Origin of the sequence: Pseudomonas sp. NFACC24-1 (assembly GCF_900115235.1) — a bacterium.
GTDB lineage: Bacteria > Pseudomonadota > Gammaproteobacteria > Pseudomonadales > Pseudomonadaceae > Aquipseudomonas > Aquipseudomonas fluorescens_AA.
Genome location: NZ_FOVS01000043.1, coordinates 22,921 through 48,295, shown reverse-complemented (window position 1 = coordinate 48,295; position 25,375 = coordinate 22,921). Strand labels below are relative to the sequence as shown.

Annotated in this window: 22 protein-coding genes and 1 pseudogene; 17 read left to right on the top strand and 6 right to left on the bottom strand. The window is 59.8% G+C overall.

All coding sequences use genetic code 11. From position 1 onward, the window contains the following. Nucleotides 1-122 (bottom strand): annotated as a pseudogene (locus BM317_RS31305) (IS110 family transposase); the annotation flags it as partial. Between the two features lie 348 nt (nt 123-470). Further along, nucleotides 471-1,760 (bottom strand): citrate synthase, encoded by a 1,290-nt coding sequence (gene gltA / locus BM317_RS27020; RefSeq protein WP_003204440.1) that lies wholly within the window; start codon nt 1,758-1,760, stop codon nt 471-473. Between the two features lie 365 nt (nt 1,761-2,125). Between gltA and sdhC the strand changes: the two genes are divergently transcribed. The 11 genes from sdhC to BM317_RS26965 all read left to right on the top strand — a co-directional run bounded on the left by sdhC (nt 2,126) and on the right by BM317_RS26965 (nt 16,249). Continuing rightward, on the top strand, nt 2,126-2,500 hold the full coding sequence (gene sdhC, locus BM317_RS27015) for a succinate dehydrogenase, cytochrome b556 subunit (RefSeq protein ID WP_003179220.1): 375 nt from the start codon (nt 2,126-2,128) through the stop codon (nt 2,498-2,500). Then, entirely contained in the window at nt 2,494-2,862 is a 369-nt protein-coding gene (sdhD, locus tag BM317_RS27010) for a succinate dehydrogenase, hydrophobic membrane anchor protein (RefSeq protein ID WP_003204438.1), read from the top strand. The genes sdhC and sdhD overlap by 7 nt, the downstream gene beginning before the upstream one ends. Nucleotides 2,863-2,865: 3 nt before the next feature. Further along, nucleotides 2,866-4,638: a succinate dehydrogenase flavoprotein subunit gene (gene sdhA / locus BM317_RS27005; protein ID WP_092170923.1), complete on the top strand. Its 1,773-nt coding sequence runs from the start codon at nt 2,866-2,868 to the stop codon at nt 4,636-4,638. A gap of 11 nt (nt 4,639-4,649) precedes the next feature. Beyond that, nucleotides 4,650-5,354: a succinate dehydrogenase iron-sulfur subunit gene (locus BM317_RS27000; RefSeq protein WP_053123967.1), complete on the top strand. Its 705-nt coding sequence runs from the start codon at nt 4,650-4,652 to the stop codon at nt 5,352-5,354. 262 nt (nt 5,355-5,616) lie between these two features. Next, entirely contained in the window at nt 5,617-8,448 is a 2,832-nt protein-coding gene (locus BM317_RS26995; RefSeq protein WP_092170919.1) for a 2-oxoglutarate dehydrogenase E1 component, read from the top strand. 43 nt (nt 8,449-8,491) lie between these two features. Continuing rightward, nucleotides 8,492-9,727: a 2-oxoglutarate dehydrogenase complex dihydrolipoyllysine-residue succinyltransferase gene (odhB, locus tag BM317_RS26990; protein WP_092476912.1), complete on the top strand. Its 1,236-nt coding sequence runs from the start codon at nt 8,492-8,494 to the stop codon at nt 9,725-9,727. Nucleotides 9,728-9,838: 111 nt separating this feature from the next. Beyond that, the gene (gene lpdA / locus BM317_RS26985; protein ID WP_092170916.1) at nt 9,839-11,275 is read left to right on the top strand and encodes a dihydrolipoyl dehydrogenase; all 1,437 of its coding nucleotides are present in this window, start codon (nt 9,839-9,841) and stop codon (nt 11,273-11,275) included. Nucleotides 11,276-11,472: 197 nt separating this feature from the next. Beyond that, entirely contained in the window at nt 11,473-12,639 is a 1,167-nt protein-coding gene (gene sucC, locus BM317_RS26980) for an ADP-forming succinate--CoA ligase subunit beta (protein ID WP_003179235.1), read from the top strand. Continuing rightward, nucleotides 12,639-13,523 (top strand): succinate--CoA ligase subunit alpha, encoded by an 885-nt coding sequence (gene sucD / locus BM317_RS26975; protein WP_014339581.1) that lies wholly within the window; start codon nt 12,639-12,641, stop codon nt 13,521-13,523. Before sucC ends, sucD begins: the two co-directional genes overlap by 1 nt. Before the next feature lie 398 nt (nt 13,524-13,921). Next, nucleotides 13,922-15,235 carry a branched-chain amino acid transport system II carrier protein gene (brnQ, locus tag BM317_RS26970; RefSeq protein WP_092476910.1) on the top strand — a complete coding sequence of 438 codons (1,314 nt, stop codon included), beginning with the start codon at nt 13,922-13,924 and terminating at the stop codon, nt 15,233-15,235. A gap of 276 nt (nt 15,236-15,511) precedes the next feature. Continuing rightward, nucleotides 15,512-16,249 carry a DUF599 domain-containing protein gene (locus tag BM317_RS26965; RefSeq protein WP_092170908.1) on the top strand — a complete coding sequence of 246 codons (738 nt, stop codon included), beginning with the start codon at nt 15,512-15,514 and terminating at the stop codon, nt 16,247-16,249. A gap of 70 nt (nt 16,250-16,319) precedes the next feature. Here the strand turns inward: BM317_RS26965 and BM317_RS26960 are convergent, their stop codons facing one another. Next, on the bottom strand, nt 16,320-16,571 hold the full coding sequence (locus BM317_RS26960) for a hypothetical protein (RefSeq protein ID WP_060741163.1): 252 nt from the start codon (nt 16,569-16,571) through the stop codon (nt 16,320-16,322). Nucleotides 16,572-16,729: 158 nt separating this feature from the next. Between BM317_RS26960 and BM317_RS26955 the strand changes: the two genes are divergently transcribed. From BM317_RS26955 to BM317_RS26940, 4 genes are all read left to right on the top strand, one after another. Next, nucleotides 16,730-17,206 (top strand): PaaI family thioesterase, encoded by a 477-nt coding sequence (locus BM317_RS26955; RefSeq protein ID WP_092171195.1) that lies wholly within the window; start codon nt 16,730-16,732, stop codon nt 17,204-17,206. Further along, nucleotides 17,203-17,664 carry a PaaI family thioesterase gene (locus BM317_RS26950; RefSeq protein WP_092476908.1) on the top strand — a complete coding sequence of 154 codons (462 nt, stop codon included), beginning with the start codon at nt 17,203-17,205 and terminating at the stop codon, nt 17,662-17,664. The genes BM317_RS26955 and BM317_RS26950 overlap by 4 nt, the downstream gene beginning before the upstream one ends. Before the next feature lie 87 nt (nt 17,665-17,751). Further along, nucleotides 17,752-19,656 (top strand): molecular chaperone HtpG, encoded by a 1,905-nt coding sequence (gene htpG, locus BM317_RS26945; RefSeq protein ID WP_060743152.1) that lies wholly within the window; start codon nt 17,752-17,754, stop codon nt 19,654-19,656. Between the two features lie 146 nt (nt 19,657-19,802). Continuing rightward, a complete protein-coding gene (locus BM317_RS26940) occupies nt 19,803-20,531 on the top strand; it encodes a dienelactone hydrolase family protein (protein WP_092476906.1) in 729 nt (242 codons plus the stop codon). Nucleotides 20,532-20,620: 89 nt separating this feature from the next. Here BM317_RS26940 and BM317_RS26935 read toward each other — a convergent pair whose 3' ends face one another. Further along, on the bottom strand, nt 20,621-21,481 hold the full coding sequence (locus BM317_RS26935) for a pirin family protein (protein WP_092476914.1): 861 nt from the start codon (nt 21,479-21,481) through the stop codon (nt 20,621-20,623). Nucleotides 21,482-21,601: 120 nt separating this feature from the next. On the opposite strand from BM317_RS26935, the gene BM317_RS26930 reads away from it, so the two are divergent. Beyond that, a complete protein-coding gene (locus BM317_RS26930) occupies nt 21,602-22,618 on the top strand; it encodes an amidohydrolase family protein (protein ID WP_170842338.1) in 1,017 nt (338 codons plus the stop codon). Between the two features lie 234 nt (nt 22,619-22,852). Next, complete coding sequence (locus tag BM317_RS26925) at nt 22,853-23,317, top strand: DUF3859 domain-containing protein (protein WP_018610122.1); 465 nt, start codon at nt 22,853-22,855, stop codon at nt 23,315-23,317. Between the two features lie 240 nt (nt 23,318-23,557). Here the strand turns inward: BM317_RS26925 and fabB are convergent, their stop codons facing one another. Then, complete coding sequence (fabB, locus tag BM317_RS26920) at nt 23,558-24,778, bottom strand: beta-ketoacyl-ACP synthase I (protein WP_092170892.1); 1,221 nt, start codon at nt 24,776-24,778, stop codon at nt 23,558-23,560. Between the two features lie 11 nt (nt 24,779-24,789). Further along, entirely contained in the window at nt 24,790-25,305 is a 516-nt protein-coding gene (fabA, locus tag BM317_RS26915) for a 3-hydroxyacyl-[acyl-carrier-protein] dehydratase FabA (RefSeq protein ID WP_003204400.1), read from the bottom strand. Nucleotides 25,306-25,375 lie beyond the last annotated feature (70 nt).

Genomic DNA, 25,375 nt, shown 5'->3' with positions numbered 1-25,375 from the left:
ATCGCTGCCTTGGTGTTGGGGATCGCTTCCAGTCGATCTGTTTCTGCGTGATAAATCACCAACTCATCTTTGGCGACATCAACACCCACGATCGGCTTTGCGACAGAAACCGGCATTGCCATTGAAAATCCTCCGGGCTAAGGTTTGAACACTTGAAGGGTTCACCCAGAGGCGCAGGCTTGTTCCTATCGTCGGTCTAGGCCAGATGCATTCTTTATCGGCGCTTGGGTGAAAGGAGGAGGGGTGAAATCTCCCACGGTCTGTACTGCGGCTAACAGTCAGAATCGAGCTTTGTCCCTCCTCCTCCCTTCAAGTCCTACCATACAAGCGAGCTTGCTCGCGATGGCGTCGGATCTGTCAATGCCGCTTCTGGATCAGATGAAAAGAGGCACAAACAAAACAGCCCCTGCTTCTTATATAAGAAGCAGGGGCTGTTTCAATGCGGCTTGGGACCTATCGCAAGGCAGGTCTTACTTGCGGTCTTCCAGCTGGGTGATGTCACGCGACTCGTAGCCGGTGTACAGCTGGCGCGGGCGGCCGATCTTGTACGGGCTGGAGAGCATTTCCTTCCAGTGGGAGATCCAGCCGACGGTCCGCGCCAGGGCGAAGATCACGGTGAACATGCTGGTTGGAATGCCGATCGCCTTGAGGATGATCCCCGAGTAGAAGTCGACGTTCGGGTACAGCGAGCGCTCGATGAAGTACGGGTCGGTCAGGGCGATCTCTTCCAGGCGCATGGCGAGTTCGAGTTGCGGATCGTTCTTGATCCCCAGTTCCTTGAGCACTTCGTCGCAGGTCTGCTTCATCACGGTGGCGCGGGGGTCGCGGTTCTTGTAGACCCGGTGACCGAAGCCCATCAGCTTGAACGGATCGTTCTTGTCCTTGGCCTTGGCGATGAACTTGTCGATGTTCGAGACATCGCCGATTTCATCGAGCATGGTCAGCACCGCTTCGTTCGCACCGCCGTGGGCCGGGCCCCAGAGTGCGGCGATGCCGGCGGCGATACAGGCGAACGGGTTGGCACCCGAGGAACCGGCCAGGCGCACGGTGGACGTGGAGGCGTTCTGCTCGTGGTCGGCATGGAGGATGAAGATCCGGTCCATGGCCTTGGCGAGCACCGGGCTGATCGGTTTGATCTCGCACGGGGTGTTGAACATCATATGCAGGAAGTTTTCTGCATAGGTCAGGTCGTTGCGCGGGTACATCATGGGCTGGCCCATGGAGTACTTGTAGACCATGGCTGCCAGGGTCGGCATCTTCGCCACCAGGCGGATCGCGGAGATTTCGCGATGCTGGGGGTTATTGATGTCCAGGGAGTCGTGGTAGAAGGCCGAGAGGGCGCCGACAACGCCGCACATGACGGCCATCGGGTGGGCATCGCGACGGAAGCCGTTGAAGAAGGTCTTCAACTGCTCGTGAACCATGGTGTGGTTCTTCACGGTGCTGACGAACTGGGCCTTTTGCTCTGCGGTCGGCAGCTCGCCGTTGAGCAGCAGGTAGCAGGTTTCCAGGTAGTCCGATTTTTCAGCCAGTTGCTCGATCGGGTAGCCGCGGTGCAGCAGGATGCCGTTGTCGCCGTCGATGTAGGTGATTTTCGACTCGCACGAGGCGGTCGACATGAAACCTGGGTCAAAGGTGAAACGGCCCGTGGCCGTCAGGCCCCGTACGTCGATTACATCGGGACCAACGGTGCCGGTTAAAATGGGCAGCTCGACGGGGGCTGCGCCCTCGATGATCAACTGCGCTTTTTTGTCAGCCATGTGGCCTCCTATTAATGCTTGAAATCATCAGACAGACCCCCCACGCAGGGCCCGCACCACTATAGTGAGATAAATCCGAAAGTCAATTTGCCTAAAGTCTTGCTCCAGAAGGCTTTAACCGCACTTTTTCCGCGAAATTGCCTGCCGTTTACGCCTTTTGCGCCATATGTGCAATGCGCTATTAGGGGAAGGTGAACGCGTTGTCATTAGTAGCCTAACTGTCTATACTCGGCCACCGACCGCCAGGGGCTTTTGGGCCTGCTTTCTTGGGGGTCGTCACTCCCTGGGTGGTGAGTACCTGACCAGTGCGCGCCCCAACAACTTTGCCCTGATTGTTAGGGGCTCTTCAGTGTGAAAAAAAAGCCGTGAAAAGCCAACGACCTGTAAACCTAGACCTAAGGACCATCAAACTCCCAGTCACTGCTTACACGTCCATTCTTCACCGTATTTCCGGTGTCATCCTCTTCGTCAGCCTGGCCATCATGCTTTATGCATTGGACAAGTCGCTCGATTCGGAAGAAGGCTTCGGTCAGGTGAAAGCGTGTCTGACCAGTCCGCTAGCCAAGCTAGTGATTTGGGGCATCCTGTCCGCCTTGCTGTATCACTTGGTCGCCGGTGTGCGCCACTTGATCATGGACATGGGCATCGGTGAGACGCTGGAAGGCGGCAAGCTGGGCTCGAAAATCATTATCGCCGTGTCTGCGGTGCTGATCGTTCTGGCAGGAGTCTGGATATGGTAACCAACGTCACGAACCTTTCGCGTTCGGGCCTCTACGACTGGATGGCCCAGCGTGTGTCTGCGGTCGTTCTCGCGGCTTACTTCATTTTCCTGATCGGATATGTCGTGGCAAACCCTGGCCTGGGCTATGCCCAATGGCATGAACTGTTCGCAAACAACTGGATGCGTATCTTCAGTCTGCTGGCACTTGTCGCACTGGGCGCTCACGCCTGGGTCGGCATGTGGACCATCGCGACCGACTACCTGACGCCAATGGCGTTCGGCAAGTCGGCGACTGCCGTACGTTTCCTTTTCCAGGCAGTATGCGGCGTTGCGATGTTCGCTTACTTCGTCTGGGGTGTGCAGATTCTCTGGGGTATCTGATCCATGGCTAACATTCCAACGATTTCTTTCGACGCCATCATCATTGGTGGTGGCGGTGCCGGCATGCGCGCAGCGCTGCAACTGGCACAGGGCGGTCACAAGACTGCCGTGATCACCAAGGTTTTCCCGACCCGTTCGCACACTGTTTCCGCCCAGGGTGGCATCACCTGCGCCATCGCTTCGGCCGACCCGAACGATGACTGGCGCTGGCACATGTACGATACCGTCAAGGGTTCCGACTACATCGGCGACCAGGACGCTATCGAATACATGTGTCAGGAAGGCCCGGCCGCGGTGTTCGAGCTGGACCACATGGGCATGCCCTTCTCGCGTACCGAGCAAGGCCGTATCTATCAGCGTCCGTTCGGTGGCCAGTCCAAGGACTACGGCAAGGGCGGCCAGGCCGCGCGTACTTGCGCGGCGTCCGACCGTACCGGTCACGCACTGCTGCACACCCTGTACCAGGGTAACCTGAAAGCCGGTACCACGTTCCTGAACGAGTACTACGCCGTCGACCTGGTGAAGAACCAGGACGGCGCCTTCGTCGGTGTGATCGCGATCTGCATCGAAACCGGCGAAACCACCTACATCCGCGCCAAGGCCACCGTACTGGCGACCGGTGGTGCAGGCCGTATCTACGCATCCACCACCAATGCCCTGATCAACACCGGTGACGGCGTCGGCATGGCCCTGCGTGCTGGCGTGCCGGTACAAGACATCGAAATGTGGCAGTTCCACCCGACCGGCATCGCCGGCGCCGGTGTACTGGTGACCGAAGGTTGCCGTGGTGAAGGTGGTTACCTGATCAACAAGCACGGCGAGCGTTTCATGGAACGTTATGCGCCGAACGCCAAGGACCTTGCCGGTCGTGACGTTGTGGCTCGTTCGATGGTTAAAGAGATCATCGCCGGCAACGGCTGTGGCCCGAATGGCGACCACGTGATGCTCAAGCTCGATCACCTGGGTGAGGAAGTGCTGCACAGCCGCCTGCCAGGTATCTGCGAGCTGTCCAAGACCTTCGCCCACGTCGACCCGGTCGTCGCGCCGGTTCCAGTGGTTCCAACCTGCCACTATATGATGGGCGGCGTTGCCACCAACATTCACGGCCAGGCGATCACCCAGAACGCCGAAGGCGTGGACGAAATCATCCCTGGCCTGTTCGCAGTGGGTGAAGTGGCGTGCGTATCGGTCCACGGTGCCAACCGCCTGGGCGGCAACTCGTTGCTCGACCTGGTGGTCTTCGGTCGCGCTGCCGGCCTGCACCTGGAGAAAGCGCTGACCGATGGTATCGAATATGACGATGCCACCGACGCCAACATCGAAGCTGCCCTGGCGCGTCTGTCCGCTCTGAACGAGCGTACCGAAGGCGAAGACGTGGCAACCCTGCGTCGCGAGCTGCAGAACTGCATGCAGAACTACTTCGGTGTGTTCCGTACCGGCGAATACATGCAGAAGGGTATCGCCCAGCTGGCGCAATTGCGTGAACGAATCGCCAACGTGAAGATCAACGATAAGTCGCAGGCGTTCAACACTGCCCGTATCGAAGCGCTGGAATTGCAGAACCTGCTGGAAGTGGCCGAAGCCACCGCCATCGCCGCAGAAGTGCGTAAAGAGTCCCGTGGTGCCCACGCCCGCGAAGACTTCGAAGACCGTGACGACGAAAACTGGCTGTGCCACACCTTGTACTTCCCGGGTGAAAAACGCGTCGCCAAGCGTGCCGTGAACTTCTCGCCGAAGACTGTTCCGACTTTCGAACCAAAAGTCCGGACTTATTAAGGGTGACCGCTATGTTGCAAGTCAGTGTTTATCGCTACAACCCTGATCAGGACGCTGCGCCGTTCATGCAGGACTTCCAGGTCGATACCGGTGGTAAAGACCTGATGGTGCTGGACGTGCTGGCCCTGATCAAAGAGCAGGACGAAGGTTTTTCCTATCGTCGTTCTTGCCGCGAGGGCGTTTGCGGCTCCGACGGCATGAACATCAACGGCAAGAACGGCCTGGCCTGCATCACGCCGCTGTCGGCGGTGGTCAAGGGCAACAAGCTGGTGGTTCGTCCGTTGCCAGGTTTGCCGGTTATCCGTGACCTGGTCGTCGATATGAGCATCTTCTACAAGCAATACGAGAAGGTGAAGCCATTCCTGCAGAACGACACGCCGGCTCCGGCCATCGAGCGTCTGCAGTCTCCGGAAGAGCGTGAGAAGCTCGACGGTCTGTACGAGTGCATCCTGTGCGCTTGCTGCTCGACCTCGTGCCCATCCTTCTGGTGGAACCCGGACAAGTTCCTGGGCCCGGCCGCCCTGCTGCAAGCGTACCGCTTCCTGGCAGACAGCCGTGACACCAAGACGTCCGAGCGCCTGGCTTCGCTGGATGACCCGTTCAGCGTATTCCGCTGCCGCGGGATCATGAACTGCGTCAACGTCTGCCCGAAAGGCCTGAACCCGACTAAGGCCATCGGTCACATTCGTAACATGCTTCTGCAAAGCGGCGTGTGATTCAGCTGCTGTACCCGTAGGACCGTTGTACCCGTAAAGGCCAGGGCGCGGGCTTCAACCCGCGTCTTGGCTATAACCAGAACAGCCGCTCACAAAGCGGTGGTTCTTATTTTGAAGAAATGAGACAAGCAGGGGCATCCGGGCTGGTACCCGGACTATCAGCGTGATCCTAAGTGGCTTGTTTTAGTCGCTGCACTCGGACTTCTGCAAGTTTGCTCGGTGTTTTCGCCGGTGGTGTTCCCCTAATCGAGGGTGACCAAGCATGCAAGAAAGCGTGATGCAGCGCATGTGGAACAGTGCCCACCTCTCCGGTGGTAACGCTGCCTATGTGGAAGAGCTCTACGAGCTCTACCTGCACGACCCTAACGCTGTGCCAGAAGAATGGCGCACCTACTTTCAGAAGCTACCGGCCGACGGTAACTCTGCCACTGATGTTTCGCACTCGACGATTCGCGATCATTTCGTGTTGCTGGCAAAGAACCAGCGCCGCGCTCAACCGGTGTCTGCCGGCAGCGTGAGCTCCGAGCACGAGAAGAAGCAAGTTGAAGTATTGCGACTGATCCAGGCCTACCGGATGCGTGGCCACCAGGCAGCCCAGCTTGACCCGCTGGGGCTGTGGCAGCGTCCTGCACCTGCAGACCTGTCGATCACTCACTACGGCTTGACCAATGCCGACCTTGATACGACCTTCCGTGCCGGCGACCTGTTCATCGGCAAAGAGGAAGCGAGCCTACGCGAAATTCACGAAGCGTTGCAGCAGACATATTGCCGCACCATCGGTGCCGAATTTACGCACATCACCGATTCCGAGCAGCGCCAGTGGTTCCAGCAGCGTCTGGAAAGCGTTCGTGGCCGTCCGACGTACTCCGCCGACATCAAGAGCCACTTGCTCGAGCGCGTCACCGCCGGTGAAGGCCTGGAGAAATACCTGGGCACCAAGTACCCGGGTACCAAGCGTTTCGGCCTGGAAGGCGGCGAAAGCCTGATTCCGATGCTCGACGAGCTGATCCAGCGTTCCGGTTCCTACGGCACCAAGGAAGTCGTCATCGGCATGGCCCACCGTGGCCGCCTGAACGTACTGGTCAACACCTTCGGCAAGAACCCGCGCGAGCTGTTCGACGAGTTTGAAGGCAAGAAGAAGGTCGAGCTGGGCTCCGGTGACGTGAAATACCACCAGGGCTTCTCGTCCAACGTGATGACCAGCGGTGGTGAAGTCCACCTGGCCATGGCGTTCAACCCGTCTCACCTGGAAATCGTTTCCCCGGTGGTCGAGGGTTCGGTCCGTGCCCGCCAGGATCGTCGCAACGATCCGACCGGCGAGAAGGTACTGCCGATTTCCATCCACGGTGACGCGGCATTCGCCGGTCAGGGCGTGGTCATGGAAACCTTCCAGATGTCGCAGACCCGCGGTTTCAAGACCGGCGGCACCGTGCACATCGTGATCAACAACCAGGTTGGCTTCACCATCAGCAACCCGCTGGACTCGCGCTCCACCGAGTACGCGACCGACGTCGCGAAAATGATCCAGGCGCCGATTCTCCATGTGAATGGCGATGACCCGGAAGCCGTGCTGTTCGTGACCCAGTTGGCCATCGACTACCGCATGCAGTACAAGCGCGACGTGGTGATCGACCTGGTCTGCTACCGTCGTCGCGGCCACAACGAGGCCGACGAGCCAAGCGGCACCCAGCCCCTGATGTACCAGCAGATCGCCAAGCAGCGCACCACCCGTGAGCTGTATGCCGAGCGCCTGACCCAGGGCGGTGTTCTGGATGCCGCCCGCGTCCAGGAAAAAGTCGATGAATATCGCAATGCCCTGGACAACGGCCTGCACGTGGTAAAAAGCCTGGTCAAGGAACCGAACAAAGAGTTGTTCGTGGACTGGCGTCCATACCTGGGCCACGCCTGGACCGCGCGTCACGACACGCGTTTCGACCTCAAGACCCTGCAGGAACTGTCCGCCAAGCTGCTGGAGATCCCGGAAGGCTTCGTGGTCCAGCGCCAGGTCGCGAAGATCTACGAAGACCGGCAGAAGATGCAAGCCGGCGGCCTGCCGATCAACTGGGGTTACGCCGAAACCATGGCGTACGCGACCCTGGCGTTCGAAGGTCACCCGGTCCGCATCACCGGCCAGGACGTAGGCCGCGGCACTTTCTCGCACCGCCACGCGGCGCTGCACAACCAGAAAGACGCCAGCACCTACATCCCGCTGCAACACCTGTACAAGGGCCAGCCACGTTTCGACCTGTACGATTCGCTGCTGTCCGAAGAAGCCGTCCTGGCGTTCGAATATGGCTACTCCACCACCGAGCCGAATGCGCTGGTGATCTGGGAAGCCCAGTTCGGCGACTTCGCCAACGGCGCCCAGGTGGTTGTCGACCAGTTCATCACCAGCGGCGAGCACAAGTGGGGCCGTCTCTGCGGTCTGACCATGCTGTTGCCACACGGTTATGAAGGGCAGGGGCCGGAGCACTCGTCGGCACGTCTGGAGCGCTACCTGCAGCTGTGCGCCGAGCACAACGTCCAGGTTTGCGTACCAACGACGCCGGCACAGATCTACCACCTGCTGCGTCGTCAGGTCATCCGTCCGCTGCGCAAGCCGCTGATCGTGCTGACACCGAAGTCGCTGCTGCGTCACAAGCTGGCGATCTCCACGCTCGAGGACCTGGCCGAAGGCTCGTTCCAGACCGTTATTTCGGAAATCGATACCCTGGACGCGGCGAAGGTGACTCGCCTGATCCTGTGCAGCGGCAAGGTCTACTACGACCTGCTGGAAAAACGTCGTGCCGAAGGCCGCGAAGACATCGCCATCGTGCGTATCGAGCAGCTCTACCCGTTCCCGGAAGAAGACCTGATGGAGGCCATCGCGCCTTATACCAACCTCACCCACGTGGTGTGGTGTCAGGAAGAACCGATGAACCAGGGCGCCTGGTACAGCAGCCAGCATCACCTGCGTCGCAGCATCGGTAACCATAACAAGGCCCTGGGCCTGGAATACGCCGGCCGTGATGCTTCCGCTGCACCTGCGTGTGGTTATGCGTCGATGCACGCCGAGCAGCAGGAAAAACTGCTGCAAGATGCTTTCACTGTTTAAGCCTTCGTGCTGACTGAAACCGAATTTTAAGGACCCACAGATAATGGCTATCGAAATCAAAGCCCCGTCATTCCCGGAATCGGTTGCCGATGGCACCGTTGCCACCTGGCACAAGAAACCGGGCGAAGCAGTCAAGCGTGACGACCTGATCGTCGACATCGAGACCGACAAAGTCGTTCTGGAAGTGTTGGCCGAAGCTGACGGCGTGCTCGGCGCAATCGTTGCCGAAGAGGGCGCTACCGTCCTGTCCAACCAGGTACTGGGCTCGATCGAAGAGGGCGGTGCTGCCGCCGCCGCTCCGGCCGCTGCTGCTCCGGCCGCTGCTGCTCCTGCCGCTGCCCAGGCCGCAGCGCCTGCTGCCGATGGCGAAGACGATCCAGTCGCCGCGCCTGCCGCGCGCAAGATCGCCGAAGAGAACGGCATCAACATCGCTTCCGTTGCCGGCACCGGCAAGGGCGGTCGTGTGACCAAGGAAGACGTGGTGGCAGCCGTTGCCGCCAAGAAAGCCGCGCCAGCCGCCGCACCGGCCAAGCCAGCCGCACCTGCCGCCGCCGCTCCGGTGTTCGCTGCCGGTGATCGCGTTGAAAAACGCGTTCCGATGACCCGCCTGCGTGCCAAGGTTGCCGAGCGTCTGGTCGAAGCACAGTCGAACATGGCGATGCTGACCACCTTCAACGAAGTCGACATGACCGAAGTCATGGCCCTGCGTTCGAAGTACAAGGATCTGTTCGAGAAGTCCCACAACGGCGTACGCCTGGGCTTCATGTCGTTCTTCGTCAAGGCTGCCACCGAAGCGCTGAAACGCTTCCCGGCGGTCAACGCGTCGATCGACGGATCCGACATCGTCTACCACGGTTATGCCGATATCGGCGTCGCGGTTTCCAGCGACCGTGGCCTGGTGGTTCCGGTCCTGCGCAACGCCGAACTGATGAGCCTGGCCGAAATCGAAGGCGGCATCGCCACCTTCGGCAAGAAGGCCCGTGACGGCAAGCTGTCCATCGAAGAGATGACCGGCGGTACGTTCACCATCACCAACGGTGGTACATTCGGTTCGATGATGTCGACCCCGATCGTCAACCCGCCACAGGCGGCTATCCTGGGCATGCACAACATCCTGCAGCGTCCTATGGCGATCAACGGTCAAGTCGTGATTCGTCCGATGATGTACCTGGCACTGTCCTACGATCACCGCCTGATCGACGGCAAAGAAGCCGTGACGTTCCTGGTCACCATCAAGAACCTGCTTGAAGATCCGGCTCGTCTGCTGCTGGATATCTGATTTTCGCCGCGAGGGCCGGTCTGTCGACCGGCCTCTTGCTGAAACAACCGGTTTCGTCCCTCGACGGTCATCACAAGTGATCGTCCGGTTTGATTCGAAAAGGAATGACTCATGACTCAGAAATTCGACGTGGTAGTGATTGGTGCGGGCCCTGGCGGCTACGTAGCGGCCATCAAGGCTGCGCAACTGGGCCTTACCACTGCCTGCATCGAGAAATACACCGATGGCGAGGGCAAGCTGGCCCTCGGCGGTACTTGCCTGAATGTCGGTTGCATTCCTTCCAAGGCGCTGCTGGACAGCTCCTGGAAATACAAGGAAGCGAAAGAAAGCTTCAACGTTCACGGTATCTCTACCGGTGAAGTGAAGATGGACGTCGCCGCGATGGTTGGCCGCAAGGCTGGCATCGTCAAGAACCTGACCAGCGGTGTTGCCACCCTGTTCAAGGCCAACGGTGTGACCTCGATCCAGGGCCACGGCAAGCTGCTGCTGGGCAAGAAAGTCGAAGTGACCAAGCCAGACGGCTCGGTTGAAGTGATCGAAGCCGAAAACGTCATCCTGGCGCCAGGCTCGCGTCCGATCGACATTCCGCCGGCTCCGGTCGACCAGAAGGTGATCGTCGATTCCACTGGCGCCCTGGAATTCCAGAGCGTACCAAAACGCCTGGGCGTGATCGGCGCCGGCGTGATCGGTCTCGAGCTGGGTTCGGTATGGTCGCGCCTGGGCGCGCAAGTGACCGTGCTCGAAGCCCTTGACACCTTCCTGATGGCTGCCGACACCGCAGTGTCCAAGGAAGCGCTGAAAACCCTGACCAAACAGGGCCTGGACATCAAGCTGGGCGCTCGCGTGACCGGTTCGAAGGTCAACGGCGAAGAAGTCGTGGTGACCTACACCGACGCCAACGGCGAACAGACCATCACTTTCGACAAGCTGATCGTTGCGGTCGGCCGTCGTCCGGTGACCACCGATCTGCTGGCGGCCGATAGCGGCGTGAACATTGATGAACGCGGTTTCATCGCGGTCGATGATCATTGCGCAACCGACGTGCCGGGCGTCTTCGCCATCGGTGACGTGGTCCGCGGCATGATGCTGGCGCACAAGGCGTCCGAGGAAGGCATCATGGTCGTCGAGCGCATCAAGGGTCACAAGGCCCAGATGAACTATGACCTGATCCCATCGGTTATCTACACCCACCCGGAAATCGCATGGGTTGGCAAGACCGAGCAGGCCTTGAAAGCCGAAGGCGTTGAAGTTAACGTCGGCACCTTCCCGTTCGCCGCCAGTGGCCGTGCCATGGCAGCCAACGATACCGGTGGTTTCGTGAAAGTCATCGCCGATGCCAAGACGGATCGCGTATTGGGCGTTCACGTGATTGGCCCAAGCGCTGCCGAGCTGGTACAGCAAGGCGCGATCGGTATGGAATTCGGCACCAGCGCTGAAGACCTGGGCATGATGGTCTTCTCCCATCCGACCCTGTCCGAAGCCTTGCACGAAGCGGCCCTGGCCGTAAATGGCGGCGCCATCCACGTGGCCAACCGCAAGAAGCGTTAATAGACAATAAGAAACCACGGCGGTATGGCCCGTCGTGAGCCTTGCGAGCAAGACTCACCGCGGAATATCCGCTGGACGCAGCCTTGCGTAGCGGTACCGGTTGACCGGAACGCTGCGCAAGCAGCAGTCACAGGTGGTGCGGCACCAAAAATGGTGCAGCACCGAATGCGCAGTACCTAACGAAGACGGTAATAAGCATGAATCTTCACGAGTATCAGGGTAAGCAGCTGTTCGCTGAATACGGCCTGCCAGTATCCACCGGCTACGCAGTAGACACCCCGGAAGCGGCAGCAGAAGCTTGCGACAAAATCGGCGGCAGCGAATGGGTTGTCAAAGCCCAGGTTCACGCCGGTGGTCGCGGTAAAGCGGGCGGCGTCAAGCTGGTTCGCAGCAAAGAAGACGCCAAAGCCTTCGCACAGCAGTGGCTGGGCAAGCGTCTGGTGACTTACCAGACTGACGCCAACGGTCAGCCAGTCACCAAGATCCTGGTTGAATCGTGCACTGATATCGCTAAAGAACTGTACCTGGGCGCGGTCGTTGACCGTTCGAGCCGCCGTATCGTGTTCATGGCTTCCACCGAAGGTGGCGTGGACATCGAGAAAATCGCTCACGATACCCCTGAGAAAATCCTCAAGGCCACCATCGATCCACTGGTTGGCGCACAGCCATTCCAGGGCCGCGAGCTGGCATTCCAGCTGGGTCTGGAAGGCAAGCAGGTCACTCAATTCGCCAAGATCTTCGTAGGTCTGGCCAAGCTGTTCCAGGACCACGACCTGGCACTGCTGGAAGTGAACCCGCTGGTGATCAAGGCCGACGGCGACCTGCACTGCCTCGATGCCAAGATCAACATCGACGCCAACGCCATGTACCGTCAGCCTAAGCTGAAGACTTTCCACGATCCGTCCCAAGACGATCCGCGCGAAGCGCACGCTGCCAAGTTCGAACTGAACTACGTAGCCCTGGAAGGCAACATCGGCTGCATGGTCAACGGTGCCGGCCTGGCCATGGGTACCATGGACATCGTCAACCTGCATGGCGGCAAGCCAGCCAACTTCCTCGACGTGGGCGGCGGTGCTACCAAGGAACGCGTTACCGAAGCGTTCAAGATCATCCTGTCCGACACCAATGTCGCCGCAGTACTGGTCAACATCTTCGGCGGCATCGTTCGCTGCGACATGATTGCCGAAGGCATCATCGGCGCCGTGAAAGAAGTCGGCGTGAAAATCCCGGTTGTTGTTCGCCTCGAAGGCAACAACGCTGAGCTGGGCGCTAAAGTACTGGCAGAAAGCGGTTTGAACATCATCGCTGCTACCAGCCTGACCGACGCTGCTCAACAAGTCGTTAAAGCTGCGGAGGGCAAATAATGAGCGTCCTGATCAATAAAGACACCAAGGTTATCTGCCAGGGTATTACCGGTTCGCAAGGTAGTTTCCATACCCAGCAAGCCCTGGAATACGGCACCAAGATGGTTGGCGGCGTAACACCAGGCAAAGGCGGCACCGAGCACCTGGGCCTGCCCGTGTTCAACACCGTGAAAGACGCTGTAGCTGCCACTGGCGCCACCGCCAGCGTGATCTACGTTCCAGCTCCTTTCTGCAAGGACTCCATCCTTGAAGCAGCGTTCGGCGGCATCAAGCTGATCGTCTGCATCACCGAAGGCATCCCGACCATCGACATGCTGGAAGCCAAGGTCAAGTGCGACGAGCTGGGTATCACCCTGATCGGCCCTAACTGCCCAGGCGTGATCACCCCAGGCGAATGCAAGATCGGCATCATGCCAGGTCACATTCACTTGCCAGGCAAGGTCGGTATCGTTTCCCGTTCCGGCACCCTGACCTACGAAGCCGTGAAGCAGACCACTGACGCCGGTTTCGGTCAGTCGACTTGCGTCGGCATCGGCGGTGACCCGATCCCGGGCTCGAACTTCATCGACATCCTGAAGCTGTTCCAGGAAGACCCGAAGACCGAAGCGATCGTCATGATCGGTGAGATCGGCGGTTCGGCTGAAGAAGAAGCGGCTGCCTACATCAAGGCCAACGTGACCAAGCCGGTTGTTTCCTACATCGCGGGTGTGACTGCTCCTCCGGGCAAGCGCATGGGCCATGCTGGCGCAATCATCTCTGGCGGCAAAGGCACTGCAGACGAGAAATTCGCTGCGCTGCAAGACGCAGGCGTGAAAACCGTGCGTTCGCTGGCAGACATCGGCAAGGCCCTGGCCGAGCTGACTGGCTGGGAAATGAAGAAGTAAGCTTCGGCTGACCTTTTCGTTCCAGCAACAAAGGCCACCTTCGGGTGGCCTTTGTCGTTTCTGGGGCTATGGCGCCAGGGAGGGCCTCATCGCGAGCAAGCTCGCTCCCACAGTCGAGCGCATTTCATTGTGGGAGCGAGCTTGCTCGCGAAGACGGAATGACAATCGCCAACCATTTACATGCAAAAACGCGACACGGGGATGTCGTGCATCGGATAGTTCGCCCCTTTACAGTGCGTTTTATCGCCAAATTCGTTAGGCTAGCAGCCATTTTTGCGACCGCTGCCCACAAGGAAGCGCCGCGCTAAACGGGTCGGTCCCATACGGACCGGCAGCATTTCCCTCTACCCTCGGGGAAATCCCTCTCTAAATTCCGATTCAGTAGTGTGGTTTCCTTAATGAAAGTGTTGAAAGGCCAGGACATCCTGGCGCTTGGTTTCATGACATTTGCCCTGTTTGTCGGGGCCGGCAACATCATCTTCCCGCCTATCGTCGGTTTGCAGTCCGGGCCTCATGTCTGGATGGCGGCGCTGGGCTTTTTGATCACGGCGGTCGGGCTGCCGGTCATCACGGTCGTTGCACTGGCCAAGGTGGGCGGGGCAATGGACGCCTTGAGCAGCCCCATCGGCAAAGTCGCCGGTGGGTTGCTGGCGGCGGTGTGCTACCTTGCCGTTGGCCCGTTGTTCGCCACGCCGCGTACCGCCACCGTTTCGTTCGAAGTCGGCCTGGCGCCATTGACAGGCGAAAGCCCGCTGGCACTGTTCCTGTATAGCGCCGCGTATTTCCTGCTGGTGTTCTTCATCTCGCTCTACCCGGGTCGGCTGCTGGACACCGTCGGACGTTTCCTCGCTCCGCTGAAGATCATCGCCCTGGCCGTGCTCGGCATCGCCGCGTTTGCCTTGCCGGCCGGCGATATCGGCGTGGCGACCCCCGAATACGTGGCGGCGCCGTTCTCCCAGGGTTTTATCAATGGTTACCTGACCATGGATACCTTGGGCGCATTGGTGTTCGGCATCGTCATCGTCAACGCGATCCGTTCCCGGGGCGTCGAGTCGCCGGCCTTGATCACCCGCTACGCGATCATCGCCGGACTGATTGCCGGGGTGGGCCTGGCGCTGGTCTACGTCAGCCTGTTCCGCCTGGGGTCGGGCAGCCATGAAGTGGCGATGGGTGCGACCAACGGTGCCGCCGTGCTGCACGCCTATGTGCAACACACCTTCGGCAGCCTGGGCAGTGGTTTCCTGGCGGTGCTGATTTCCCTGGCGTGCCTGGTGACCGCGGTCGGCCTGACCTGTGCCTGTGCCGAGTACTTCAGCCGCGTCCTGCTGCTGTCCTACAAGACCCTGGTCGTGATTCTGGCGGCCTTTTCGCTGCTGGTGTCCAACCTGGGACTGACCAAGCTGATCGCGTTCTCGATTCCGGTCCTGACCGCGATCTACCCGCCGTGCATCGCCCTGGTGGCCCTGAGTTTCTGCAAGGACTTCTGGCATGAGCAGGGGCGCATTGTCGGCCCGGTGATGCTGGTGTCGTTCCTGTTTGGCCTGATCGATGCACTCAAGGGCGCCGGCCTGGCGGACTGGATGCCGACGCAACTGGCTCACTTACCGCTGAGCGAACAAGGCCTGGCCTGGCTGGTGCCTTCGGTGATGACCTTGGTGGTCGCGGTGGCGTGTGATCGCCTGCTGGGCAAGCGTAGCGAAGCACTGGCTTAAACAGCTTCAGGCAGATTCACCGGCCACAACCGAAATGCCCCGTATCAATCGATATGGGGCATTTTTTTTGAGTGCGGTGTCTTTTTCCGTGGGCTAACGTCGAAGCAGTGTCTTGAAAGGCTTGCAAACAACCTTGTGGGAGGGAGCTTGCTCGCGATAGCGCCAGATCAGCCAACATCGATGTGTCTGATGGACCGCAATCGCGAGCAAGCTCGCTCCCACAGGGTTAACCGCGACTATTGCTCCAGCTTTTGTTTCAGTCACACAGGAAATCGAATGTCATTCATCCAAGCCAACCTGATCCATCTGCTTGCCGCCGCCTGGTTCATCATCTGCTGGGCGGGCTACACCCGTTACGCCACCTGGAAGGCCCGCGATACAGCCTGCCTGGCCAGCGTCATGCACCTGTACCGCGAAGACTGGATGCGCCGCATGCTGCTGCGCGAGAACCGCATCGCCGATGCCAGCGTGATCGGCAACCTGGAGCGCAACGCCTCATTCTTCGCCTCCAGCACGCTGATCATCCTGGCCGGCATCCTGACGGTGCTCGGGGCGTCGGATCGGGCGGTGTCGTTGCTGGCGGACATCCCCATGGTGCAACAGGCTTCCCAGGGCATGGCGGAGGTCAAGTTGCTGTGCCTGGCACTGGTGTTTGTGTATGCGTTCTTCACCTTCAGTTGGTGCATGCGCCAGTACAACTTCGCGGCGGTGCTGATTGGCTCGGCGCCGATGATCGGTGAGCGGCATGTCTCGGAGCAGGAGCGCAAGGCCTTTGCGCTAAGGGCGGCGCGAGTCATTTCCATGGCGGCCAACCAATTCAACTTCGGCCTGCGTTCCTATTATTTCGGCATGACCATGTTGGCGTGGTTCGTCAGCCCTTGGTTATTCATGTTGATGAGTGCCGGTGTGGTGTTCGTGCTGTATCAGCGCGAGTTTCACTCCGATGTGCTGGACGTGATGGTCTATACCCCCACGCAAGCACCAGTGCCCGAGGTTGGCAAGGAAGCGGCCTGACAGGCGCCGCCAAATCGCAGGCAAAAGAAAACCCGCACCAGGCGGGTTTTCTTTTATAGCTAAAACCGTATCAGTTGGTTTTAGGCGCGGTGGCAGGGGCTTGTTCCTGCTGGGCGGCGCTGTTCGATTCAGACTGAGCTTTGGCGGCTTCGGCGTTTTCTTTCGCCGCGTCGTTCACTTTATCCTGTGCTTTGTTCATGTCTTGCTGAGCTTGCTCAGCGTGTTGTGCGGCATCTTGAGCTTTGTCCTCGGATTTTTTATCGCAGGCAGCGAGACCGAGGGAGGCGGCCAACATCAAGGCAATAGCAAAAGTCTTACGCATGGGGTGTTTCTCCTTATGGAAATAACTACTGGCCTTTTGAGCGACCCCCCTCAGGTTAAGTTCCTCTTTTGCTACAGATATATAACTTTGCACGGTCGCGGAACTTTAGCGAACACGCCTGTTGCCAGGCTTCCAAACAAACAAGGGCATTGATGGACATGGCTGAAGATCCCATTTTTGAGCGTGCCACGCGCTTTTTATCCGCCCTGCGGCATTGCCAGGTGTTGGGTTTGAAGTTGCACAGCGCCAGTCGTGATGGGCTGACGCTCATCCTGCCGTTCAGCCCGCAAATCGTCGGCAATCCCCTGACGGGCATCATCCATGGTGGCGCGTTGACCTCATTGATGGACAGTGCGTGCGGCATGTCGACCTTGTGTGTGCTGCCGCAATTCGAAGTCTGTCCCACCCTCGACCTGCGCATCGACTACATGCACGCCGCCGAGCCCCACAAGGACGTCTACGGCTTCGCTCAATGCTATCGGGTGACCCCGGACGTGATCTTTACCCGGGGTTTCGCCTATCAGGACGACCCCGAGCAACCCATCGCCCATGTGGTGGGCACGTTCATGCGCCTGGGCCAGCATGCCAGGGGCATGGGGAAGGCCAGCCCGATGACTGCCGTGGGCCAGCCATGACCGATACCACCGAGGAACAACTGCGCCGCGCCTGTGAGCAGGGCGACTACGCGCTGCTGCTCGCCTCGATTCCCTATGCCCGACTCATTGGCGTCGAATGCACGCGCCAGGGCGATGACTGGGTGTTTCGCCTGCCGGCCAACAAGGACAACATTGGTAACCCTTTACTGCCGGCCATCCACGGCGGGGTCATCGCCGGCTTCATGGAATTGGCGGCCGCCGTGCATCTGTTGATGGCCACCGGCACGCCGGGGGTGCCAAAAATCATCGACTTTTCCCTGGATTACCTGCGCACCGGGCAGTTTCGCGACACCTATGCCAAATGCCAGGTCTGGCGCCAGGGCCGGCGGGTCGCCAATGTCGCGATCACCGCCTGGCAAGATGTCGAGGCCGAACCCATCGCCACCGCCCGGGCGCATTTCAAGATCCAGGAGCCTTCAAAACCGAAACGCCCTTGAAATCATCAGCGTTGCCCCCACCTTGAGGACATCCCGCCGCCAATCTCAGCGAGGCGGACACCACCATCCACTTGGAGTTTGATGACCATGAGCGTGGAAACTCAAAAGGAAACCCTGGGCTTCCAGACCGAGGTGAAGCAACTGCTGCACCTGATGATTCACTCGCTGTATTCGAATAAGGAAATTTTCCTTCGCGAGCTGATTTCGAACGCCTCTGACGCTGTCGACAAATTACGTTTCGAAGCCCTTTCCAAGCCTGAACTGCTGGAAGGCGGCGCCGAGCTGAAAATCCGTGTGAGCTTCGACAAGGACGCGAAAACCGTCACCCTCGAAGACAACGGCATCGGCATGAGCCGCGAAGAGGTGATCACGCACCTGGGCACCATCGCCAAGTCTGGCACTGCCGACTTCATGAAGAACCTGTCCGGCGACCAGAAGAAAGATTCCCACCTGATCGGTCAGTTCGGCGTCGGCTTCTATTCCGCGTTCATCGTGGCCGACCAGGTCGAAGTGTTCAGCCGCCGTGCCGGCCTCGCTGCGAGCGAAGGCGTGCACTGGTCGTCCAAGGGCGAGGGCGAATTCGAAGTCGCCACCGTCGACAAGGCTGATCGCGGCACCCGCATCGTGCTGCACCTCAAGTCCGGCGAAGACGAGTTCGCCGATGGCTGGCGCCTGCGCAACATCATCAAGAAGTACTCCGACCATATCGCGCTGCCCATCGAGCTGCCGAAGGAAGTCACCGCTGCCGAAGGCGAAGAAAAGCCTGAAGTGGAATGGGAAACCGTCAACCGCGCCAGTGCCCTGTGGACCCGTCCGCGCACCGAAGTGAAAGACGAGGAATACCAGGAGTTCTACAAGCACATCGCCCACGACTACGAGAACCCGCTGAGCTGGAGCCATAACAAGGTCGAAGGCAAGCTGGAATACAACTCGCTGCTGTACGTGCCGGCCCGTGCGCCGTTCGACCTGTACCAGCGCGAAGCGCCACGTGGCCTGAAGCTCTACGTGCAGCGTGTGTTCGTGATGGACCAGGCCGAGTCGTTCCTGCCGCTGTACCTGCGCTTCATCAAGGGCGTGGTGGATTCCAACGATTTGTCGTTGAACGTTTCGCGGGAAATCCTGCAGAAAGATCCGATCATCGACTCCATGAAGTCGGCACTGACCAAGCGCGTGCTGGACATGCTGGAAAAACTGGCGAAGAACGAGCCCGAGCAGTACAAGAGCTTCTGGAAAAACTTCGGCCAGGTCATGAAAGAAGGCCCGGCCGAGGACTTCGCCAACAAAGAGAAAATCGCCGGCCTGCTGCGTTTTGCGTCGACCCAGGGTGACGATGGCGAGCAGATCGTTGGCCTGGCCGATTACCTGGCTCGCGCCAAGGAAGGCCAGGACAAGATCTACTACCTGACCGGTGAAACGTATGCACAGGTCAAGAACAGCCCGCACCTGGAGGTCTTCCGCAAGAAAGGCATCGAAGTGCTGCTGCTGACCGACCGCATCGACGAGTGGCTGATGAGCTACCTCAACGAGTTCGACGGCAAGAGCTTCGTCGATGTGGCCCGTGGCGACCTGGACCTCGGCAACCTGGATTCGGAAGAAGACAAGAAAGCCGCCGAAGAAGTCGCCAAGAGTAAGGAAGGCCTGGTCGAGCGGATCAAGACGGCCCTGGGCGATGCTGTCAGCGAAGTGCGTGTTTCGCACCGCCTGACCGATTCTCCGGCGATCCTGGCCATCGGTGAGCAGGACCTGGGCCTGCAGATGCGCCAGATCCTCGAAGCCAGTGGCCAGAAAGTCCCGGACTCCAAGCCGATCTTCGAATTCAATCCGGCCCACCCGCTGGTGGAAAAACTCGACAACGAGCAGAGCGAAGAGCGTTTCGGCGATCTGTCGCACATCCTGTTCGACCAGGCGGCCCTGGCGGCCGGCGACAGCCTGAAGGATCCGGCGGCGTATGTGCGTCGCCTGAACAAGCTGTTGGTCGAACTGTCAGCTTAATCTGACGCAGGAAAGTCCCTTGTGGGAGCGAGCTTGCTCGCGATTTCGGTCCAACATTCAACAGATACGTTGACTGGTCTACCGTCATCGCGAGCAAGCTCGCTCCCACAAGGGCTTCTTGAATGTTTCATCAGGAGGAGTCTGTCATGAGTCAGGTTACGGTTCGTTCGCTGGTCTATCAGATCGATGGTCAAAGTTATGAAGGTCGCCTGGCCTTCGACGTCAACCAGCAGGGCCCGCGCCCGGGTTTGCTGATGGCGCCGAACTGGATGGGCGTAGGGGCAGGTGCCGAGGAGATCGCCAAGTCGGTGGCGGCCAACGGTTATGTGGTATTGATCGCCGACTTGTACGGGCAGACGGTGCGCCCGAGCAATGCCGATGAAGCGGGGGCGGCGATGATGCCCCTCAAGAACGACCGGGCCTTGTTGCGCAAGCGCATGCAGGCCGCGTTCGAACAACTGCAGAGCCAGGGTGATGCACAGGTCGACACGGCGAGACTGGCCACGTTCGGCTTCTGCTTCGGGGGTTGCTGCTCTCTGGAATTGGCTCGCAGTGGCGCCCCACTGAAGGCGGCGATCTCCTTCCACGGCACCCTGGATACACCGAACCCGGCCGATGCGCAGAATATCAAGGGCGCGGTGTTGGTGCTGCATGGCGCCTCCGACCCGCTGGTGCCGAAAGAGCAGCTACCGGCCTTCGAAGATGAAATGAACGCGGCTGGGGTGGATTGGCAATTGCTGAGCTACGGCGGTGCGGTGCACTCGTTCACCGACCCGCAGGCCAATGTGCCGGGCAAGATGATGTACAACGCCAAGGTCGCCGGACGCGCGTTCCGGTCGATGCATAACTTGCTGGATGAAGTGTTCAAGGGCTGAGGTTGGGTTCTGGATTTGAATCCCTTGTTGTCTGATATAAAGCCATCGCGAGCTTGCTCGCGATGGCGGCCTGACAAGCAATCCTGAAATCAGGGCAACTCGATCCGCTCGCTTTCTCCAGGCACGGTCGGCCAGTCTCCGGCTGCCCAGCGCCGGCGGGCTTCGTCGATCCGGGCCGGGTCGCTGGCGACGAAATTCCAGTTCATCCGTCGCGGTCCATCCAGCGGTGCGCCGCCGAACAGCACGGCATGGCAGTCGCTCTCTGCAAACAGCGTCATTTCTTTCCCGCTTGGCAGTATCACCAACGAGTGGGGGTCCACCGGCTCACCGTCCAGCAACGCCTCGCCGCTCAACACATACAGGGCCCGCTCTTCATGCTCGGTGGGAATCAGCAACGTCGTCGCGGTCTGCAGGTGCAGTTCGGCATACAGCGTGGGCGAGAGCACCGGCACCGGCGACTCCAGGCAAAAGCCTGACCCGGCGATCATGCGGATGCTGACCCCCAGGTTCTCACTGACCGGCAGGCTCTGTGCCGGATGATGGCTGTAGTGCCCCGGGCCTTGTTCGTAGGCTTTGGGCGAGGCCAGCCAGACTTGCAACCCGTGCATGACGAAAGGGCTGCCCAGCAGTGACTCGGGGGTGCGTTCGACGTGGGCGATGGCGCTGCCGGCGGTCATCCAACTGACATCCCCCGCGTCCACCACCTGGTCGGAACCCAGGCTGTCCTTGTGCTGGAGTTTGCCTTCGAACAGGTAAGTGAGGGTGGACAGGCCGATATGCGGGTGCTGGCGGATGTTCATGCCTTTGCCGGCCGGGTAGGTGGTTTGCAGCATGTGATCGAAAAACACGAAAGGTCCGACGCTGCGGCATTTGGCGGACGGCAGCGGGCGAAGAATCGGCTGGCCTTCGACGTCTTCGGCGCGGGGGCGAACGGTCAGGGGAGTGGTCATGTTGTCTTCCAGGTTGAACAACGGTTGCGCGAAGCATAACCCGCCGCCGGCAGACACGGCAGAGGCGCCTTGAACCCCAGCGGGACGGTGAGGGTCTATGTTGCTCATGGCTTCTGGAGACTGCCCGTGCCTTTGACCCGTTTGATCTTTGCCTGGCTGCTGGTTATTTCGAGTAGCAGCGCCGCGGCCCGCGAATATGCCTACAGCGATGCACACCTGCATTACGTCGATTTCTTTCAGGAAACCGCCGGCATGTCCAAGCTGCTCCAGGCGATGGCGGACAATCGCATCGAGCATGTGATGATTTCCGGTGTTCCGGTGGCCAAGAAATGGCATGAAGACGAGCCCAAGCGCCCGCGGTATTACGCCGGTGATGATGCCGACGCCTATTGGTACAGCGCCACCGATGTGATTGTCGCGGCGGCAGTGAGTAAGCTGACCGAGGAGCAACGTCGGCACTTCCATCCTTTCCTGTCGGGCTTCAATCCCAACGACAAGAACTCCGCCGCCCACATCCAGCGCATGCTCGATCTCTACCCGGGGTTGTGGCAAGGCATCGGCGAAGTCTTCACCCGTCATGACGACCTGACGGCGCTGACCTCGGGCGATACCCCGCGGGCCAATAACGAAGCCATGACCCGGATCTATCACCTGGCGGCCGAGAATGACCTACCGGTGATGCTGCATTCCAACATCACGTCCAAGCGTGAAAGAAATCCCCTGTACCTGGCGGAAATCGAGGAGCCGTTGCGCAACCACCCCCATACGCGCTTCATCTGGGCCCATGCCGGCACCAGCATGGAAATCCATCGCCACCAGACCCAACTGGATTTTCTGTTGCCGACCCTGACCCGCATGCTCGAGGCCTATCCCAATCTGTACATCGACCTGTCCTGGAGCCTGCTCACGCCGTACTTGCTGGATGAGGCGGGCAAGCCCCGGGATGAGTGGGTAAAGCTGGTGGAGCGCTTTCCTGAGCGCTTCATGGTCGGCTCGGATGTGGTCGGGCGTTTCAACAAGTTGGGCAAGGAGTTGCACAGTTTCGATCCATTCCTTGATGCCTTGCCGGAAGAGGTGGCCAGGAAGGTCGCGCGGGATAATTTCCTGGCGGTGTTGCCGCGTTCCGTCCCGCGATAGGAAAGCACCTTGTGGCGAGGGGATTTATCCCCGCTGGACTGCGCAGCAGGCCCAAAACTTCGATGGTGATCGGTCTGACACACTGAGATATCAGGTTTGGGCCCGCTTCGCGAGGCCAACGGGGATAAATCCCCTCGCCACAGAGGATTCTCGGTGTATGGCCAATGCTGGTTTGTCATCAGCCTGTCACTGCGGCGTCATACCCTCGCGCTCATCTCAATCAAGGAGCGCACTATGCACCTCACCCGTTCAAGCGCACTGGTCGCGCTGTTGTTGACCTGCGGCCTGGCACAGGCCGAAGTCCGTGTCGAAGGCCCGGTGGAATACGGCGTCTTCGAAGGGCCGCAAGCCGAGCTGCAATCGGGGGAGCGGGTCCTGCGGCGCAGCAACGAGCAGATCCGCCAGACCGAAAGCGTGCCGGCGAAGCTGGGCACCAAGTTCGGCATGCGTTATCAGTTGGCGGGCAAGGTCGCAGACGACCAGCCGTTGACCCTGTTGTACTTCACTCCCGGTATCCGCACCCCCGATGGTGTGCGCCACGACAAGTTCGAGGTCATCCAGAAACTGGTGCCCGGCGCGCCTCAGGATGTCATGGCCTACGAATTCACCGAAAGCCACGAAGTGGTACCGGGGGAGTGGCGGTTCATGGTGTTCCAGGGCGATCGGTTGCTGACGCAGCAGCGGTTTGTGGTGCGCTGAGTTTCATCTCACTGTAGATCTCATGTGGGAGCGGGCTTGCCCGCGAATGCGCAGTGTCAGGCGGTATATTCGTCTGCTGACACACCGCATTCGCGAGCAAGCCCGCTCCCACGGAACCCTGTAGTGGATTGGCAGGCAAAAAAAACGCCCCGAACCAGTCGGGGCGTTTTTTATTGATTTGCTAGGCGCCGGAAAAGCCTGCGATCTTTTCGCTTAAAAGATCGCAGCCTGCGGCAGCTCCTACGCGCCCTGCCAGCGCTTCATCACCAGGGTGGCGTTGGTGCCACCGAAGCCGAAGCTGTTGCTCATCACGGTATTGATGGTGGCGTTTTCGCGAGTCTTGGTCAGGATGGGCAGGTCGGCCACTTCCGGGTCCAGTTCGTCGATGTTGGCCGAACCGGCCATGAAGTTGCCTTCCATCATCAGCATGCAGTAGATCGCTTCGTGAACGCCGGCGGCGCCCAGGGAGTGACCCGACAGGCTCTTGGTGGAGCTGATGGCCGGGGCCTTGTCGCCGAACACTTCGCGTACACCTTTCATTTCCGCGACGTCGCCGACCGGGGTCGAGGTGCCGTGGGTGTTCAGGTAGTCGATCGGTGCATCGACAGTGGACATGGCCATCTGCATGCAACGCACGGCACCTTCACCGCTTGGTGCGACCATGTCGTAGCCGTCGGAAGTCGCGCCGTAGCCGACGATTTCCGCGTAGATCTTCGCGCCACGGGCCAGGGCGTGTTCCAGCTCCTCGACCACGACCATGCCACCACCGCCGGCGATGACGAAACCGTCACGGTCGGCGTCGTAGGCACGGGACGCTTTTTCCGGCGTGTCGTTGCGCTTGCTGGACAAGGCGCCCATGGCGTCGAACAGGAACGACTGGCTCCAATGTTCTTCTTCACCGCCACCGGCGAACACGATGTCCTGCTTGCCCATCTGGATCTGTTCCATGGCGGTACCGATGCAATGGGCACTGGTGGCGCAGGCAGAAGCGATGGAGTAGTTCAGGCCCTTGATCTTGAACGGCGTGGCCAGGCAGGCGGAAACGGTGCTGCTCATGGTCCGCGTGACGCGGTAGGGGCCAACGCGCTTGACGCCTTTTTCGCGCAGGATGTCCAGCGCTTCCATCTGGTTCAAGGTGGAGGCGCCACCGGAGCCGGCAATCAGGCCGGTGCGCGGGTTGGAAACCTGCTCTTCGGTCAGGCCGGAGTCAGCGATGGCGTCCTTCATGGCCAGGTAGGCGTAGGCCGCTGCATGGCCGACGAAACGGTAGATCTTGCGATCGATCAGTTCTTCGAGATTGAGGTCAATGGAGCCGGAAACCTGGCTACGCAGACCCATTTCAGCATATTCCGGGTTGAACCGGATGCCAGGGCGACTTGCACGCAGGTTAGCGGAGACGGTCTCTTTGTCATTGCCCAGGCACGAAACGATGCCCAGACCAGTGATAACGACGCGGCGCATGCGGATAACCCTTAGAAGTTGTCAGTGGAGGTGAAAACGCCGACCCGGAGGCCTTCGGCGGTGTAGATCTCGCGACCGTCCACGGCAACCGAACCATCGGCAATGGCCATGTTCAGCTTGCCCTTGAGGACGCGTTTGATATGAATGTTATAGGTGATTTTCTTGGCGGTCGGCAGGACCTGACCAAAGAACTTCACTTCGCCCGAACCCAGGGCGCGACCGCGACCCGGCAGGCCTTGCCAGCCGAGGAAGAAACCGACCAGTTGCCACATGGCGTCCAGGCCCAGGCAGCCCGGCATCACCGGATCGCCTTCGAAGTGGCAGGCGAAGAACCACAGGTCCGGAGTGATATCCAGCTCGGCGACCAATTCACCTTTGCCGTACTTGCCACCCTCTTCGCTGATATGGGTGATGCGATCCACCATCAGCATGTTCGGGGCGGGCAGTTGCGCGTTACCTGGGCCGAACAGCTCACCGCGACTGCAGCGCAGCAGGTCTTCCCGGGTAAAGGCGTTTTGTTTGGTCATGCGAGCTCCTCAATAGTCCCATGCGGCAGGGTGGGGCAAATCTTCCCGGCCGATCGAAGCGTTCATGCCT

Excerpts from the sequence above, each read along its gene's own strand:
- BM317_RS26925 (WP_018610122.1), top strand. The coding sequence starts at position 22,853 with ATGCACCTCACCCGTTCAAGCGCACTGGTCGCGCTGTTGTTGACCTGC.
- BM317_RS26995 (WP_092170919.1), top strand. The coding sequence starts at position 5,617 with ATGCAAGAAAGCGTGATGCAGCGCATGTGGAACAGTGCCCACCTCTCC.
- gltA (WP_003204440.1), bottom strand. The coding sequence starts at position 1,760 with ATGGCTGACAAAAAAGCGCAGTTGATCATCGAGGGCGCAGCCCCCGTC.
- fabA (WP_003204400.1), bottom strand. The coding sequence starts at position 25,305 with ATGACCAAACAAAACGCCTTTACCCGGGAAGACCTGCTGCGCTGCAGT.
- BM317_RS27000 (WP_053123967.1), top strand. The coding sequence starts at position 4,650 with ATGTTGCAAGTCAGTGTTTATCGCTACAACCCTGATCAGGACGCTGCG.
- sdhA (WP_092170923.1), top strand. The coding sequence starts at position 2,866 with ATGGCTAACATTCCAACGATTTCTTTCGACGCCATCATCATTGGTGGT.
- BM317_RS26955 (WP_092171195.1), top strand. The coding sequence starts at position 16,730 with ATGGCTGAAGATCCCATTTTTGAGCGTGCCACGCGCTTTTTATCCGCC.
- BM317_RS26960 (WP_060741163.1), bottom strand. The coding sequence starts at position 16,571 with ATGCGTAAGACTTTTGCTATTGCCTTGATGTTGGCCGCCTCCCTCGGT.
- sdhD (WP_003204438.1), top strand. The coding sequence starts at position 2,494 with ATGGTAACCAACGTCACGAACCTTTCGCGTTCGGGCCTCTACGACTGG.
- sucC (WP_003179235.1), top strand. The coding sequence starts at position 11,473 with ATGAATCTTCACGAGTATCAGGGTAAGCAGCTGTTCGCTGAATACGGC.
- brnQ (WP_092476910.1), top strand. The coding sequence starts at position 13,922 with ATGAAAGTGTTGAAAGGCCAGGACATCCTGGCGCTTGGTTTCATGACA.
- BM317_RS26950 (WP_092476908.1), top strand. The coding sequence starts at position 17,203 with ATGACCGATACCACCGAGGAACAACTGCGCCGCGCCTGTGAGCAGGGC.
- fabB (WP_092170892.1), bottom strand. The coding sequence starts at position 24,778 with ATGCGCCGCGTCGTTATCACTGGTCTGGGCATCGTTTCGTGCCTGGGC.
- odhB (WP_092476912.1), top strand. The coding sequence starts at position 8,492 with ATGGCTATCGAAATCAAAGCCCCGTCATTCCCGGAATCGGTTGCCGAT.
- BM317_RS26935 (WP_092476914.1), bottom strand. The coding sequence starts at position 21,481 with ATGACCACTCCCCTGACCGTTCGCCCCCGCGCCGAAGACGTCGAAGGC.
- sucD (WP_014339581.1), top strand. The coding sequence starts at position 12,639 with ATGAGCGTCCTGATCAATAAAGACACCAAGGTTATCTGCCAGGGTATT.
- BM317_RS26965 (WP_092170908.1), top strand. The coding sequence starts at position 15,512 with ATGTCATTCATCCAAGCCAACCTGATCCATCTGCTTGCCGCCGCCTGG.
- BM317_RS26940 (WP_092476906.1), top strand. The coding sequence starts at position 19,803 with ATGAGTCAGGTTACGGTTCGTTCGCTGGTCTATCAGATCGATGGTCAA.
- htpG (WP_060743152.1), top strand. The coding sequence starts at position 17,752 with ATGAGCGTGGAAACTCAAAAGGAAACCCTGGGCTTCCAGACCGAGGTG.
- lpdA (WP_092170916.1), top strand. The coding sequence starts at position 9,839 with ATGACTCAGAAATTCGACGTGGTAGTGATTGGTGCGGGCCCTGGCGGC.